At 59.1% G+C, this 15,657-nt stretch carries 15 protein-coding genes; 11 read left to right on the top strand and 4 right to left on the bottom strand.

Annotated features, from left to right (window positions below; all coding sequences use genetic code 11):
* Window position 1: 1 nt before the first annotated feature.
* Window positions 2–496: a protein-tyrosine phosphatase family protein gene (locus tag ACXAET_RS15190; protein ID WP_475186884.1), complete on the bottom strand. Its 495-nt coding sequence runs from the start codon at window positions 494–496 to the stop codon at window positions 2–4.
* 136 nt (window positions 497–632) lie between these two features.
* Between ACXAET_RS15190 and ACXAET_RS15185 the strand changes: the two genes are divergently transcribed.
* From ACXAET_RS15185 to ACXAET_RS15165, 5 genes are all read left to right on the top strand, one after another.
* A complete protein-coding gene (locus tag ACXAET_RS15185) occupies window positions 633–2,393 on the top strand; it encodes a DNA polymerase III subunit gamma/tau (RefSeq protein ID WP_475186880.1) in 1,761 nt (586 codons plus the stop codon).
* Window positions 2,394–2,522: 129 nt separating this feature from the next.
* Window positions 2,523–2,867, top strand: coding sequence for a YbaB/EbfC family nucleoid-associated protein (locus ACXAET_RS15180; protein ID WP_068337214.1), 345 nt, complete (start codon window positions 2,523–2,525; stop codon window positions 2,865–2,867).
* 63 nt (window positions 2,868–2,930) lie between these two features.
* Window positions 2,931–3,524: a recombination mediator RecR gene (recR, locus tag ACXAET_RS15175; RefSeq protein WP_475186871.1), complete on the top strand. Its 594-nt coding sequence runs from the start codon at window positions 2,931–2,933 to the stop codon at window positions 3,522–3,524.
* A 202-nt stretch (window positions 3,525–3,726) separates the two neighbouring features.
* Window positions 3,727–4,137 (top strand): DUF805 domain-containing protein, encoded by a 411-nt coding sequence (locus ACXAET_RS15170; RefSeq protein ID WP_475186868.1) that lies wholly within the window; start codon window positions 3,727–3,729, stop codon window positions 4,135–4,137.
* Window positions 4,138–4,241: 104 nt separating this feature from the next.
* Window positions 4,242–4,730 carry a hypothetical protein gene (locus tag ACXAET_RS15165; RefSeq protein ID WP_475186864.1) on the top strand — a complete coding sequence of 163 codons (489 nt, stop codon included), beginning with the start codon at window positions 4,242–4,244 and terminating at the stop codon, window positions 4,728–4,730.
* Here the strand turns inward: ACXAET_RS15165 and ACXAET_RS15160 are convergent.
* Window positions 4,727–5,368: a ribonuclease T2 family protein gene (locus ACXAET_RS15160; protein WP_475186861.1), complete on the bottom strand. Its 642-nt coding sequence runs from the start codon at window positions 5,366–5,368 to the stop codon at window positions 4,727–4,729. The two genes, ACXAET_RS15165 and ACXAET_RS15160, sit on opposite strands and share 4 nt — an antisense overlap.
* Window positions 5,369–5,498: 130 nt before the next feature.
* Between ACXAET_RS15160 and ACXAET_RS15155 the strand changes: the two genes are divergently transcribed.
* Both ACXAET_RS15155 and ACXAET_RS15150 read left to right on the top strand, forming a co-directional pair.
* Window positions 5,499–6,260, top strand: coding sequence for a DUF1013 domain-containing protein (locus ACXAET_RS15155; protein ID WP_475186857.1), 762 nt, complete (start codon window positions 5,499–5,501; stop codon window positions 6,258–6,260).
* Window positions 6,261–6,311: 51 nt separating this feature from the next.
* On the top strand, window positions 6,312–6,704 hold the full coding sequence (locus ACXAET_RS15150) for a hypothetical protein (RefSeq protein ID WP_475186855.1): 393 nt from the start codon (window positions 6,312–6,314) through the stop codon (window positions 6,702–6,704).
* 38 nt (window positions 6,705–6,742) lie between these two features.
* On the opposite strand, the gene ACXAET_RS15145 is transcribed toward ACXAET_RS15150, so the two are convergent.
* Window positions 6,743–7,771 (bottom strand): permease, encoded by a 1,029-nt coding sequence (locus ACXAET_RS15145; protein WP_475187231.1) that lies wholly within the window; start codon window positions 7,769–7,771, stop codon window positions 6,743–6,745.
* Window positions 7,764–8,072 (bottom strand): ArsR/SmtB family transcription factor, encoded by a 309-nt coding sequence (locus ACXAET_RS15140; RefSeq protein ID WP_068337190.1) that lies wholly within the window; start codon window positions 8,070–8,072, stop codon window positions 7,764–7,766. Before ACXAET_RS15140 ends, ACXAET_RS15145 begins: the two co-directional genes overlap by 8 nt.
* 133 nt (window positions 8,073–8,205) lie before the next feature.
* Here ACXAET_RS15140 and pdxR point away from each other — a divergent pair, with 133 nt between their 5' ends.
* From pdxR to ACXAET_RS15120, 4 genes are all read left to right on the top strand, one after another.
* Window positions 8,206–9,666 (top strand): MocR-like pyridoxine biosynthesis transcription factor PdxR, encoded by a 1,461-nt coding sequence (pdxR, locus tag ACXAET_RS15135; RefSeq protein ID WP_475186849.1) that lies wholly within the window; start codon window positions 8,206–8,208, stop codon window positions 9,664–9,666.
* A gap of 125 nt (window positions 9,667–9,791) precedes the next feature.
* Window positions 9,792–11,564 (top strand): sulfoacetaldehyde acetyltransferase, encoded by a 1,773-nt coding sequence (gene xsc / locus ACXAET_RS15130; protein WP_475186846.1) that lies wholly within the window; start codon window positions 9,792–9,794, stop codon window positions 11,562–11,564.
* A gap of 93 nt (window positions 11,565–11,657) precedes the next feature.
* On the top strand, window positions 11,658–12,755 hold the full coding sequence (locus ACXAET_RS15125) for an acetate/propionate family kinase (RefSeq protein ID WP_475186843.1): 1,098 nt from the start codon (window positions 11,658–11,660) through the stop codon (window positions 12,753–12,755).
* Window positions 12,752–15,568, top strand: a complete 2,817-nt coding sequence (locus ACXAET_RS15120) for a molybdopterin oxidoreductase family protein (RefSeq protein ID WP_475186840.1) — start codon at window positions 12,752–12,754, stop codon at window positions 15,566–15,568. Before ACXAET_RS15125 ends, ACXAET_RS15120 begins: the two co-directional genes overlap by 4 nt.
* The last annotated feature ends 89 nt before the right edge of the window (window positions 15,569–15,657 follow it).

The following is a 15,657-nucleotide window of genomic DNA, read 5'->3' as shown; positions in this document are numbered from 1 at the left end:
CCTATCGGCCTATCGCTGGGCGGGCCGCCCAATCCATTTGATCATGTGTCTCGACAGCGCGCTCTCGCACGGCACGCAATCGCTTTAACGCGGTTTCAGGGCATTCTCCCTGCTCGACCATAAGGCGCAGCACAATCATGCCAGAGCGGCCGCAACCCCCGCGGCAATGCACCAGTACCTTCCCCCCACGGGACAGTATATGCGACGCAGTCGCGCCGATATCGGCCCAAGCCGTATCACCCGGCGGGGTCGGAATAGCAAAATCTTCAGTCGGGAAGTGTACCCACCTGATATCTTCTGCACGCAGGTCATCCCCCAAACGGTTCGCGCCATCTTGCAGCATTTCACCCGTTGTTGTCACCGAGATCACAAGATTTGGCTGCCAGCCACGGATTGCGCCCAAATCACGTAGGTACTCACCGCCGCAGCCGGGCAAAGGCGACAGGGCAACGGTGCCGTTTCCAACGTGGACTGAGTGAATTGCGAACTGACCCACTGCACCCTCTCTCTTTCCTCTGTGCTTCTACGACGTGCAAACATCCCGGCAAACCCATTTTCATCTTATGTGGCTGTGGACGCCGGGCGCGGGGGTCTCTACGCTGCGGTCCTGAACCGAATCCGACAGAGCAGACATGAACGACACGCCCAGCCCCGCCTATCAGGTTCTTGCCCGCAAATACCGCCCGGAAACTTTTGCTGACCTTGTGGGTCAGGACGCAATGGTGCGCACGTTGAGAAACGCGTTCGAGGCTGATCGGATCGCGCAAGCTTTCATCATGACCGGTATTCGCGGCACCGGAAAAACCACCACGGCGCGGATCATCGCCAAAGGCATGAACTGCATCGGTCCGGATGGTCAAGGCAAGCCGACAACCGAACCCTGTGGTCAGTGCGAGCATTGCGTTGCCATCATGGAAGGTCGCCATGTCGACGTGATGGAAATGGACGCCGCCAGCCGAACTGGCGTGAACGATATTCGCGAGATCATCGACAGCGTCCGCTATCGCGCCGCCAGCGCACGCTACAAGATCTATATCATCGACGAAGTTCACATGCTTTCGACGAGTGCGTTCAACGCGCTGCTCAAGACGCTTGAGGAACCGCCTGAGCATGTAAAGTTCATCTTCGCCACAACCGAAATTCGCAAGGTGCCGGTGACGGTCCTGTCGCGTTGCCAGCGTTTTGATCTGCGCCGGATTGAGCCCGAAGATATGATTGGCCTGCTCCGCAAGATCGCGGCGGCCGAAAACGCTCAGATTGCGGATGACGCCCTGGCCTTGATTACGCGTGCTGCTGAAGGATCGGCGCGGGATGCCACGTCGTTGCTGGATCAGGCAATTTCACACGGGGCGGGTGAAACCAGTGCAGACCAGGTGCGCGCTATGCTGGGCCTGGCCGATCGCGGACGCGTGCTGGACCTGATGGACATGATCCTGCGTGGTGATGCGGCGGCGGCGCTGACCGAATTGGGGGCGCAATATGCCGAAGGCGCAGATCCTCTGGCCGTGCTGCGCGATCTCGCAGAAATCACCCACTGGGTGTCCGTGGTTAAGATCACCCCGGACGCGGCGGAAGACCCGACAGTCTCACCCGACGAGCGCGCGCGCGGTCAACAAATGGCCGAGGCACTGCCAATGCGCGTCCTGACCCGGATGTGGCAGATGCTGCTGAAGGCGCTCGAAGAGGTCTCGGCTGCGCCAAACGCCATGATGGCGGCTGAGATGGCCGTTATCCGTCTGACCCATGTGGCTGACCTGCCCAGCCCCGAAGAGCTGATCAAGCGCTTGCAGGATACGCCGCCTCCGCCGCCCAATGGTGGACCCAGTGGTGGAGTGGCTGCGCCGTCGCAACCTGCCGCGCACACTCGGACGCCGGTGGCATCGTCCTACACAAGCCCCATGCGCGGAGGGGCCGGCGCACCAAGCGCCGCTTTGGCGCAGGACGCGCAAACCGCTCTGGCACGTTACCCGACCTTTGATCACGTGGTCGATCTGATCCGCGCCAACCGCGATGGTGTCCTGCTGGACGAGGTCAAACGCGCGCTGAGGCTGGTCGCCTACCAGCCCGGACGTATCGAATTCCAGCCGACCGAACGTGCCTCGCCGCAATTGGCGCAGCGTTTGGGGACAGCGCTGCAACGGTGGACAGGCAATCGCTGGGCGGTCACGGTCGTCAACGAAGGCGGTGGGGAAACGATCTACGAAAAGGAAAACGCGGCAGAGGAAGCGTTGAAAGCCGAGGCGCGTGCACATCCTTTGGTGCAGGCTGTTTTGGCCCAATTCCCCAAGGCGCGGATCAAAAGCATCGAAACACCGCAACAGCGCGAGGCCAAGGTCGAAACCGAAGCGCTGCCCGAGGTCGAAGACGAGTGGGACCCGTTTGAAGAAGACTAGGCATGCCCGGACCCGACGGGAAGAAAGGTTTTGCAAAAGACCGTGACGACGGGCGGGAGCCTGTGTGCCCTTGTGCGGCGCGGATGCCGCCCGTATTTAAGCGACAAACCGATTTGTAGGAGAAAAGCGATGCTCAAAGGACTCGGCGGTCTTGGCGACATGGCCAAGATGATGAAATCCGCCCAGGATTTGCAAACAAAGATGGCAGAAATGCAGGAAGAGCTGAACACCATCACGGTTGTCGGCGAATCCGGTGCTGGGCTGGTCAAGGCTACAGCCACCGCGAAGGGTGAGTTGAAAGGTCTGGACATCGACCCGTCGATCTTCAACGGCGACGAAAAAGAAGTCGTCGAAGACCTGATCCTTGCCGCCATCAAGGACGCGCAGACCAAAGCTGCAGAGCGCGCGCAGGCTGAAATGGCCAAGCTGACCGAAAGCATGGGCCTGCCCGCAGACATCAAGCTGCCGTTCTGATAAACACTCCTGACGGATTATCGGCCGGGTACCCTGCCCGGCCCTTTTGCAGGAGCATGCGCCGTGAGTTCGAACAGCGACATCGACAACCTGATCGACCTGATGGCCAAGCTGCCGGGTCTCGGCCCCCGCTCGGCCCGTCGCGCGGTGCTGCACCTGATCCGCAAACGTACACTGTTGTTGACGCCGTTGTCCGACGCGATGCAGCAGGTCGCCGCCACCGCGCGTGAGTGCCTGAACTGCGGCAATATCGGCACCACCGATATCTGTGACATCTGCGACAGCGAGGCTCGCGCGACCGGAGAGCTGTGCGTGGTCGAGGATGTCGCCGACCTCTGGGCGATGGAGCGCGCGGGCGTCTTCAAAGGCCGCTATCACGTTCTGGGTGGAACGCTGTCGGCACTGGACGGTGTCGGCCCGGACGATCTGCGCATCCCCCGCCTGAAGGATCGGGTCACGGCTGAGGGTATCACCGAAGTCATCCTGGCCCTGAACGCCACCATCGACGGCCAAACCACCGCCCACTACATCGCTGATCAGTTAGAAGGGCAAGTCCGTCTGACCTCACTGGCGCAAGGCGTGCCGATTGGGGGCGAGTTGGATTATCTGGATGACGGGACGATTACCGCGGCGTTAAGGGCGCGGAAAGAAATCTAGTTAGAAATCCGAGCACTTTATTGTCGATCAATGGATGCTCATGCGAGCATGCTCACTCATTTTTCTGTTCTCGAATTCGAATAAACGTCCATCTGCACAGCTGTGGTATACGTGGATTGCACCTCAGTACCGGGGTGCGAGAGTCAGTTCAGAATGTCTTTGCCAGAAATTTGTTTGGATTAGTAATTTAGGAGCCCTACCGATGGAGAATTTGCTGACCGCAGTAAAACGGGTGTTCTCAAAATATGCGACTTTCTCTGGTCGGGCCTCGAGACCTGAATACTGGTGGTGGTGCCTTGCCTTGTTTATCATCATGTTGGTCATCGGCGTTCTAGACGCCGTTGTAGTCGCGCCGCTACTGGGTTTCCAATTGGGTGATGAAACTGCGGGCCAACCGCTTTCTTTTCTAGTAAGCCTAGCTGTATTGATACCCAACTTCGCAGTCGGCGCACGACGGCTGCACGATATCGACCGGTCAGGTTGGTGGCTTTTGATTGGCCTAATCCCAGTTCTTGGGTTTCTCATCCTGATCTATTTTCTTGTGCAACCCAGCGATGGTAAGGCCAACAGGTTTGGCGACGTTCCACGCTGGCGACCAGCCAACCAGACGTGATCGTTTTGCATTTGGAACTAGATGACAAATGTTAGTCACTCGGAAGCCATGCGTTATAACCATCTTGTGTTAAAAACCAGTTTAGTAAACTTTTTGGAGCCTCCATGACCCGACTTCTCGCCCTCACCTTCGCCGCCTTCACCGCAACCGCTGCACTGGCTCAGGAACTCATCGACAAGGGCTTTGTCGAAGGTTGGAACATCATGATGGACCCTGCGCTCGGCAATGGGTGTTTGATCCAGACGGTGTATCAGGACCTTTCGGTCGTGCGGATCGGCTATGACGCGCTGGACAATCGTGGGTATTTCGCCGTTTACAACAAGGCTTGGGGTGAAATCGAGCACGGCGAAAGCTATCCGATCCGGTTCGAACTGGACAGTAAGAGCTATGCCGCCACTGCCATTGGGTTTAATCAAGGCCGTGTGCCCGGCGCGACCGTGTTCTTCACAGACCGACGTTTCGTCGACGTCATTGCGCAGAACAGGACGATGACCGTTTACAACTCCACAGGTGACGTGGTGATGGCGATTGACCTTAAGGGCACCGCCAAGGCGTTGGATTACGCCCGCGAATGCCAAACCCGGACGCTTTAACGAATCGGATCGAACAGCGCGTCTGTGGCAGAACAATCACGGATCACGTCCCGCCCACAGGGCACAGGCTCAAGGTCAAGTGACAAGCACAGCCGAACTTCTTCGATATAGCCCTGTTTGCAGGTGACGGTGATCATGTCGCGCTCCAGCTCGGGATTGGCTTTCAGAAACGCCTCTTCCACCACCGAAGCGGGCAGCTTGACCGACGAATCCAGCTGACGGAAAACCTCGGGGCGTTCGACCTGCGCATAAGCCTGTCGCGACAATGCAAAATAATCCGCAGCGGACAAGCCCGAACAGGTGCCATGTTTCTTCCACTGGTGCCATGAAAGACCCGGCGAGCCCTGAATATCCGCCATTTCGCGCGTCATCGCACGCGACGGAGGCGCCTCGGGCGTGCGGCAGAAGGCAGGCCAACCCTGGTGATATTGTGGCCAAAGACCATGCAGGATCCAGCCGTGGTCGTGCCGCGCATCGCACTGGTCCGACCCACGCGCATCGCCTTCGCGCGCGCACCAGTTCGGCGACCAGCTGAGCGACAGAACGTAGTAGTCGAACTCTCCCGCCTTTTCGCCTTCGGCAAGCACAATGACAGTGCCAAACACCCACAGAACCAATCCTAGAATAGGCCGCAGCATTCGCCTCTTTCCTTCTTGCCCTGCCGCGACTATATAGACGCCAAGTTCCCCGACAACGGAAACCTGCCCCAAGATCACGGGGCCGCCGAATTCCGGCGACGGGACAGATGTATTTAAAGGAGACGGGCTGATGGCAAAACCGCTTATGGCCAAGGCAACAGCCGTATGGCTGGTGGACAATACAACGATCAGCTTCAAGCAGATCGCTGATTTTGTAGGGATGCACGAGCTTGAAGTGCAGGGTATCGCCGATGGCGATGTGGCCACTGGCGTAAAAGGGTTCGACCCGCTTGCCAACAACCAGCTGACTCAGGAAGAGATCGACGCCGCGCAAAACAATCCGCTGCACAAGCTGCGGCTCAAGTTCAACCCGGCCGCCTCGGGCGAGGAAAAGCGCCGCGGCCCACGTTATACTCCGCTGTCGAAACGTCAGGACCGCCCGAACTCGATCCTGTGGCTGGTCAAGTTCCACCCCGAACTCAGCGACGGTCAGATCGCCAAGCTGGTTGGCACAACCAAACCGACCATCCAGTCGATCCGTGAGCGGACCCACTGGAACATCGCCAACATGCAACCCATCGACCCGGTTGCATTGGGTCTGTGTAAACAGTCCGAGCTGGATGCGATCGTTCAGAAAGCCGCCGCCAAGAAAGCTGCCGAAGGTGGCGTTATGAGCGATGACGAACGCCGCAAGCTGGTTTCGACCGAGCAGTCGCTGGAAATGGACGCCGCGCCCAAAATTCCGACCGCGATCGAAGGTCTTGAGACGTTCTCGCTATCCGATGACCCATCGGAAGAAAAAGAAGAAGAGCAGGTCATCGACGCCGACAGCTTCTTCAACCTGCCCAAAGGTGGGACCGAGGAAGAAGACGAAGACGATCAGCGCACCTGATGCTCAGATAGCCCCGGCCTTTGAAGGCTGGGGTGTTTTCGCAGGGAACCCATGCTGACCATTCTGTCCAAAATCTTTGGCCCGCACCGCGCTGTATCAATCTATGCGTTTCTGAAAACCTGGGGTTTGCTGGTGGCGGCGGTCATCGGTACCATCTCGGTTGCAACGGCTCTGCTGGTGTTGAATGACGATGGAACGCATGAACATGAGGCGTACCTGACCGTTCCGGTTCTTTCAGCGACACCTGTGAACGGGGATCTGAAATTCGGTGTCATTGCTTCCGTTCAGCTGCCCGATGGCGCGGCCATCTCGATCAACGAACCCAAAGAACATATTGCACGAACCGTTGGCACCACTGCATGCGTGGAAAAACGCGTGTTCGTCGAAAGCGGAGAGCCACGGTACCGCTTCAAACAGCCGAGCCTTTGCGAGGCCACCCAATAAGCAAAACCGCCCGGTGGTATCTCCGGGCGGTTTTTCCTTTAGATCATCTGAAAAACAATTCCGGCAATGATCGCGCCGGTGACGCCCAACCCCAAATAGGTTGCAAAGACCCTGGGTTTGACCAGCGACCAGACTGCGGCCATGGCCGGGATCGAGCTCACGGCACCTGCGATCATGAACGACATTGCTGCACCTGCGCTCATTCCCTGTTCGGTCAGACCAGCCAAGAGTGGCGGCGCAACATATGAGTTCAGATAGGCGGGCATTCCGACCAGCGCCGCGATGACAACGGGCACGACCCCTTCGCCGCCTACGACGTTGGCAATCAGGTCAGCCGGGACATAGCTGACCAGCAGTGCCTCTAGTACATAGGCCAAGGCCAGCCATTTCAGCAGGAACAGACCGTTATGCACGAACTCAGCGCGGAACCGCTGACGACGCTCGGGTTCCTGCCAGAACCTCCAGACCGGTTTGTCATCCTGCTTGGGTCCACACCCACAGCAGCTAGCCGGTTTATACTCGCGCAGAGGCGCGGAAAAAGCGCCCGAGCGCATCAGGCCGCGCACGACGAAGCCGCCAAACAGCCCCAGCGCGACCGCTGCAACAGCTTTACCGATCGCAAAGGGCCATCCAAGAGCGCCTGCAGTGATCAGCAGTGTCGGCGGGTCAATCAAGGGTGAGCTAAGCCAAAACGCCATCACAGCAGACAGTGGCGCACCCAGAGCCAGCAAACCAGCGATGAACGGAATGACCTCGCAGGAACAGAAAGGCGCCAACCCGCCAAAGACGGCGGCAAGGAAAATCATCCGAGTCTCGCGCCCCTCAAACGCCCGCGCGACCATGACCTCAGCCCCTGTTGCCTTGAGATAGGACAGCAGCAGAACAGCAAACAGGATGTACTGGCCGGTATGGGCCAATGCTTTGCCGGCAAAGGTAACGATCTCAATCCAGTTGCCGGGATCCAAAAGCGCGACGGCTATCAGGATCGCGACGATCAGCGCCCATGGGGTTTTGATCAGTTCAAGCGCCTTTGAAGGCACTTTGGGGTTTTGCGTTAACTCAGCCATCATTCGCGGCCTTTCCCACTTCGTCCGCGCAGCATTCCGCAAGGATGAACTGCGCCAGATTTCTCAGCTCGTCATAGCAGGCCCGGTTGATCGTGCTGCGCCCGGCCTTCTCTTGTTCAACCACCCCACCAGCGGCCAGAAAACGGAGGTGATGTGCCAGTGTCGACGGCGCGATTCCCGTCCGTTCCTGTATTTCACCAACTGTCAGCCCAGCCTGCCCAGCCCGGACCAGAGTCCTGAGAACCTTTAACCGGGCCTCTGATCCCATGGCCGAAAATCCTGCTGCCGCGGTTTCCCACATTCGCTTACTCCATTAAACTAGATTTCTAGTTATTTAATGCAATCGATTTCCGCAGTCAATCACCTGACGCAGGATTTATCGAAAGGGCATAAGTCCAGATTGCCCACCCCGTAAGTCCAGACTATAAAGCCTCATGACAATATCGGTCGATACATTCTTTCTTGAACTCAACGGGCAAGGCACGCTGCAAGCCCAGATCCAGCAGATGATTGCCGAGGGCATTCTGTCCGGGCGTTTTCACATCGGTGAAAAGCTACCTTCGTCACGCAAACTGGCCGCCCATCTGGGGGTAAGTCGCATCACGGTGACGCTGGCATATACGGAATTGCTTGCCAATGACTACCTGACGGCAAAGGGGCGGTCGGGGTATTTTGTTTCGCAAAACGCACCGGTACCGCCCAAATACACGCCTGTCCAGCGCGGGACGGAAACCGTTGACTGGGACGCTGCCCTTGCCCGTCGATTTTCGGGCGGGGATGTGCTTGCGAAACCGGCCGATTGGCGCAGCTATCGCTATCCCTTCATCTACGGTCAGGCCGACCGGTCGCTGTTCGACCACGCCAACTGGCGCCTGTGCGCCGTGCGTGCGCTCGGGCACAAAGAGTTCGATACCTTGACCGCCGACTATGTCGATCAGGATGATCCGTTGCTGGTCGAATTCATCGCCCGCCACACCTTGCCCCGCCGCGGCATCGCCGCCCGCCCCGAAGAGATTCTGATCACCATGGGGGCGCAGAACGCGCTTTGGCTGGCCTCTCGAATCTTGCTGACCCGCAATCGGACTGCCGTGATCGAAGATCCCTGCTACTATGCCCTCCGCAGTCTGTTAGACCCTTGGGATTGCAACGTGACCGCTCTGCCCGTTGACAGTGATGGTTTGCCGCCTGATGCTTTGCCAGACGGCACCGATGTCATTTTCACTACCCCCAGCCATCAATGCCCAACAACCGCAACAATGCCCGTTGACCGACGGACCAAGCTGCTGGAGCGCGCACGGGACCTGGATGCCATCGTGGTCGAAGACGATTACGAATTCGAAATGGCCTTTCTGGGCGCCCCTTCTCCGGCGCTGAAGTCAATGGACCGGGATGGCCGCGTGATCTATGTTGGCAGCTTTTCGAAATCAATCTTTCCCGGATTGCGCTTGGGATACATGGTCGGGTCCGAACCGTTCATCCGCGAAGCGCGCGCGCTGCGTTCCCTGGTGCTGCGCCATCCGCCGGGTCATATTCAGCGCACAACAGCCTATTTCCTGTCGTTGGGCCATTACGACGCGCAAATCAGGCGCATGTCCAAGGCACTGGCGCAGCGGCGCGAAGCGTTGGACAAAGCCATAGAGGAACACGGTCTGACCGTCGCAGGAAGGGGGATCATGGGCGGTTCGTCCCTGTGGATGTCAGCGCCTGACCATGTCGACACAACGCAATTGGCCCATACGCTGCAGGGCCAGAGTGTCCATATAGAACCCGGGGCGTCTTTCTTTGCTGGGTTGGACAAACCAAAGAATTTCTACCGCCTTGGCTATTCCTCAATCCGGCAGGATCGGATCGATCCGGGCATCAAGCTGATCGCTGATGCCATTCGCGCAAACTAACGCTAGACTGGACTTAGTCCGCCACCCGTTCTGGCCCTAACGCAGCCCCGTCCCTTGCGCCAAAACCGTAGGCAAAGGCAGCGCAAACCGCCTGGCCATTCCACTTATCCTCGGAGATCGCTCAGATGAAGATGACCACAGAAGAAGCCTTTGTGAAGGTTTTGCAGATGCACGGTATCGAGCACGCCTTTGGTATCATCGGCTCGGCCATGATGCCGATATCGGACCTGTTCCCGAAGGCCGGGATCATGTTCTGGGACTGCGCGCATGAAGGCAGCGCCGGCATGATGGCCGACGGTTACACCCGCGCCACCGGCAAGATGTCGATGATGATCGCGCAGAACGGCCCAGGAATTACCAACTTCGTGACGGCCGTGAAAACCGCGTACTGGAACCACACCCCGCTGTTGTTGGTCACGCCGCAAGCGGCGAACAAGACTATCGGACAAGGTGGCTTCCAGGAAGTCGAGCAGATGAAGCTCTTCGAAGACATGGTTGCCTATCAGGAAGAGGTCCGCGATCCGACCCGCGTCTGCGAAGTTCTGAATCGCGTGATTATGCAGGCCAAACGTGCAAGCGCCCCGGCCCAGTTGAATATCCCGCGAGACATGTGGACTCAGGTCATCGATGTCGAACTGCCTGCGGTTGTCGAGTTCGAACGCCCCTCTGGCGGAGAAACCGCCGTTGCGCAAGCAGCCGAACTGCTGTCGAACGCCAAGAACCCCGTCATCCTGAACGGAGCGGGCGTGGTTCTGTCCGAAGGCGGGATCGAGGCATCAAAAGCTTTGGCCGAGCGTCTGGATGCACCGGTTTGCGTTGGCTACCAGCACAACGACGCGTTCCCCGGCTCGCACCCTCTGTTCGCTGGACCGCTGGGCTATAACGGCTCGAAGGCCGGGATGGAGCTGATCAGCGAAGCCGACGTGGTTCTGTGTCTGGGCACCCGTTTGAACCCGTTCTCGACCCTGCCGGGGTATGGCATGGAATATTGGCCAGCCGATGCCAAAATCATTCAGGTTGACATCAACCCCGATCGCATCGGCCTGACCAAGAAGGTCACGGTCGGTGTTATCGGGGACGCGGCCAAAGTGGCCAAGGGCATTCTGGCCCAGCTCAGCGACACTGCCGGTGATGAAGGACGCGCAGACCGCAAGGCAAAGATCGCACAGAAGAAATCCGCATGGGCGCAGCAGCTTTCCAGCATGGATCACGAAGACGACGACCCCGGCACCACCTGGAATGAACGTGCCCGTGCGGCCAAGCCCGACTGGATGAGTCCCCGCATGGCATGGCGCGCAATACAGGCGGCCCTGCCGAAAGAGGCCATCATAAGCTCGGACATCGGCAACAACTGCGCCATCGGCAACGCTTATCCATCCTTTGAAGCGGGCCGCAAATACCTTGCGCCCGGCCTGTTCGGCCCCTGCGGCTATGGCCTGCCCGCCATCGTCGGCGCCAAGATCGGCTGTCCGGATGTGCCGGTCGTGGGCTTTGCCGGTGACGGCGCGTTTGGCATCGCTGTAAACGAACTGACCGCCATCGGCCGCGAGGAATGGCCCGCCGTGACGCAGGTGGTTTTCCGCAACTACCAATGGGGCGCGGAAAAGCGCAACTCGACCCTGTGGTTCGACGACAACTTCGTGGGAACCGAGCTGGACACCAAGGTATCCTACGCCGGCATCGCGCAGGCCTGTGGCCTCAAGGGTGTCGTCGCCCGCACCATGGACGAAATGACCGCTGCGCTGAAACAAGCGATCGAAGATCAGAAGAATGGCACGACCACCCTGATTGAAGTCATGATCAATCAGGAATTGGGTGAGCCGTTCCGCCGCGACGCGATGAAAAAGCCAGTTGCAGTCGCCGGAGTCGACGCGGCAGATATGGCACCGCAACATTGAACTGTCAGGCAAGCCTCTGCTTGCCTGCCTCCACAACAGGAGCGTTTGATTGACCGAAACCGGGCCCATGCGCAATCTGACGCGCCGGGATCTATGATCCTTGTCGTCAATGCAGGATCGTCCTCGATAAAGGTTGAGCTTTTCAAGCTTGACCTTACCTCGGCCGTGTCTGCTGCGGTTACAGAAATCGGCGGTGCCGCGCGGCTGAAACTTGGCGACATCACCGCCAGTGTCGAGACACCCGACCATGCGCTGGCTCTGACTAGGGTGTTAGAGGCATTGGAGGAGCAGGGTGTAAGCCTGTCAGACCTCAGCGCCGCCGGTCACCGCGTGGTCCATGGCGGTACAGAACTGACGCAGCCTACACGGCTGACGCAGACCGTGCTGGATCAGATCGCCGCCTGCATTCCTTTGGCCCCGCTGCACAACCCCCACAACCTGACGGCCATCCAAAGTCTGGCGAACAAAATGCCTGACCTACGGCAGTTCGCGTGTTTTGATACGGCCTTTCACGCCAGCAACCCTACCGTCGCGACGACATACGCCCTGCCCGAACAAGCCCGCTCGCTCGGCTTGAGACGCAGTGGGTTTCATGGGCTCAGCTATGCGGCACTGGTTGAACACTTTGGTGATGCGTTGCCGTCGCGTTTACTGGCGTTTCACTTGGGAAACGGGGCCAGCCTGTGCGCCATTCTTGACGGGAAAAGCATGGCGACCAGTATGGGCTATTCCCCATTGGACGGGTTAACAATGGGTACCCGCAGCGGCGCAATCGATGGCATGGCGGTTTTGCGGCTGGTTCAGGAATATGGGCTAGAGCAGACCGACAAGATACTCAACACGCAAAGTGGGTTGAAGGGTCTGGCCGGTACAAATGACATGGCCGAACTTCTAAGCCGCGACGACGACGCGGCACGCTTTGCCGTTGATCACTTCTGTTACTGGGCCGCACGCCACGCCGGAAGCGCAATTGTCGCGATGGGCGGGCTGGATGCGGTCGCTTTCACCGGGGGCATCGGTGAAAATGCGGAGCCCATCCGACACAACATCATGCAACACCTGTCCTTTTTGGGACAAGTCGCCGTCCATGTTGTGCCCGCCGAAGAAGAAAAGCAGATTGCACGCGATACGCTGCGCCTGTTGAATGCAGAGGCACCGCAACGGGACACACACCGGAGAGCCAGCACGTGAGTCAGCAACCAGACCTTGATCTTTCGCCAAAAGTCTCTGACGAAGTTCGGCAGACCACCTGCTATATGTGCGCCTGCCGCTGCGGGATAAACGTGCATATGAAAGACGGTAAAGTCGCCTATATCGAGGGCAACCGCGACCACCCGGTGAACAAGGGCGTTCTGTGCGCCAAGGGCAGCGCAGGGATCATGCAGGTCAACGCACCGTCGCGCTTGCGCAAGCCGCTGCGCCGGGTCGGCCCGCGCGGATCAGGTGAGTTCCGCGAAATCGAATGGGACGAAGCTATCAGCACCGCCGTCGGCTGGCTGAACGAGTTGCACGAGACTGCTCCGCAAAAGCTGGCGTTCTTTACGGGCCGGGATCAGAGCCAAAGCTTCACGTCCTTCTGGGCACAGAATTTCGGCACGCCGAACTACGCGGCCCATGGTGGGTTCTGCTCGGTCAACATGGCGGCGGGCGGTATCTATACTATGGGCGGCGCGTTCTGGGAATTCGGACAACCGGATTGGGACCACACCAAGCTGTTCATGCTGTTCGGCGTGGCCGAGGACCATGACAGCAACCCGATCAAGATGGGTATTGGCAAGATCAAGGCGCGCGGCGCGCGGGTGATCGGGGTAAACCCGATCCGAACCGGCTATAACGCGGTCGCCGATGATTGGGTCGGCATCACGCCGGGCACCGATGGCTTGTTCATCTTGTCGTTGATCCATGTACTGATGAAGGCAGGCAAAATTGATCTGGACTACCTCAGCCGCTACACCAACGCGCCAGTTCTGGTGAATGCTGCGGAAGGTCCGGAAAAAGGCCTGTTCCTACGCGACGCCGACGGCAAGCCGCTGGTGATCGACCGCACCACCGGCGAACCCACCGGCTTTGACAAGCCGGGCGTGCGCCCGGACCTATCGGCAACTTACGAACAAGATGGCGTTACCCACCGCCCGGTCTTCCACCTGATGGCCGAGAAGTACCTGTCCGACGACCACGCGCCCGAAGCCGTGGCCGAACGCTGCGGAATCCCGGCCCAACGCATCCGCGCCATCGCCGCCGAAATCGCCCGCGTCGCCTTTGATGAGGCCATCGAGCTGGACCAAGAATGGACCGACTTCCGGGGTAAGACACACTCGAAGATGATCGGCCGCCCGGTCAGTTTTCACGCCATGCGCGGCATCTCGGCCCATGCCAACGGCTTCCAGACGTGCCGCGCCCTGCACGTGTTGCAAATCCTGCTGGGGACGGTCGAGGTCCCCGGCGGATTCCGCTTTAAACCGCCCTATCCGAAACCGGTCGAGGCACACCCCACCCCGCATGGCGACCGCCGGCCGGGACGCCCATTAGAGGGCCCGCATCTCGGCTTTCCGCGCGGCCCCGAGGATTTGCTGCTCAACGAGGACGGCACCGCCCAGCGCATCGACAAGGCGTTTACCTGGGAAAACCCGATGTCGGCCCACGGCCTGATGCATATGGTGATCTCGAACGCCGCGGCAGGCGATCCGTACAAGATCGACACGCTGTTCATGTACATGGCGAACATGTCGTGGAACTCCTCCATGAACACCAAGGGCGTGATGGAGATGCTGACCGCCCGAAACGAGGATGGAAAATATGTTATCCCACGCATCATCTATTCTGATGCCTATTCCTCGGAAATGGTTGCCTACGCGGACCTGATCCTGCCTGACACGACCTATCTGGAGCGTCACGACTGTATCTCGTTGCTGGATCGTCCGATCTGCGAGGCCGACGCCGCAGCCGACGCGATCCGCTGGCCTGTCGTGGAACCCGACCGAGACGTGCGTGGTTTTCAGTCGGTGCTGATCGAACTGGCCAACCGCATGAGCCTTCCCGGTTTCACCAACGAAGACGGCACGCCCAAGTGGAAAGACTACGCTGACTATATCGTCAATCACCAACGCAAGCCGGGCATCGGCCCGCTGGCCGGGTTCCGGGGTGAAAACGGCGATAAGGAAGGGCGCGGCGAGGTCAATCCCGACCAGTTGAACCGCTATATCGAAAACGGCGGCTTCTACGTCGCGCATATCCCCGAAGGTGCGGATTACTACAAACCGTGGAATACGGCCTATCAGGACTGGGCCGTGGGGATGGGCATTTATGACAGCCCGCAACCCTACCTGTTCCAGCTCTATTCCGAGCCGATGCGCAAGTTCCAGCTGGCCGCCGAAGGGCATGGAGACCACCAGCCCCCCGAGCACCTGCGTCAGCGCATCAAGGGCACGATGGACCCGCTGCCCATCTGGTATGAAACCGATCAGCAGGGCAACGAAGGCTTCACCATCAACGCCCTGACCCAGCGCCCCATGGCGATGTATCACAGTTGGGGCACTCAGAACGCTTGGCTGCGCCAGTTGCATGGCCGCAACCCGCTATATGTGCCAACCAAGCTGATGCGCGAGCACAGGTTGAAAGATGGCGACTGGGCCAAGGTCACGTCCCCGCACGGAGAGATCACGGTACCTGTCATGGAGATGGCCGCCCTGAACGAAAACACCGTTTGGACATGGAACGCCATCGGCAAACGCAAAGGCGCGTGGGCATTGCAAGAGGATGCACCGGAAGCCACCAAAGGCTTTTTGCTGAACCACCTGATTCACGAATTGCTGCCACCAAAAGGGGATGGGATGCGATGGGCCAATTCTGACCCGGTGACTGGTCAGGCCGCGTGGTTCGACCTGAAAGTCAAAATCGAAAAAGCCGAAGCCCCCAGCGATGCCGAAAGCCAGCCCGAATTTCCCCCTATCAATTCACCCGTGGGCACCGGTCCGAAAGACCTTGCATGGAAGGTTGGCAAATGACCGGAATCCGCCCTTCATCTGGCCAAAAATATCCCGGGGGTGAATTGAGCCAAAGGCTCAAGAGGGGGCTGGCCCCCTGCCCCGCCTAC

Source organism: Ruegeria sp. AWH4_226 (assembly GCF_056159225.1).
Note: the sequence above shows the minus strand (reverse complement) of the source record. Positions and strands in the feature narration are given on the sequence as shown.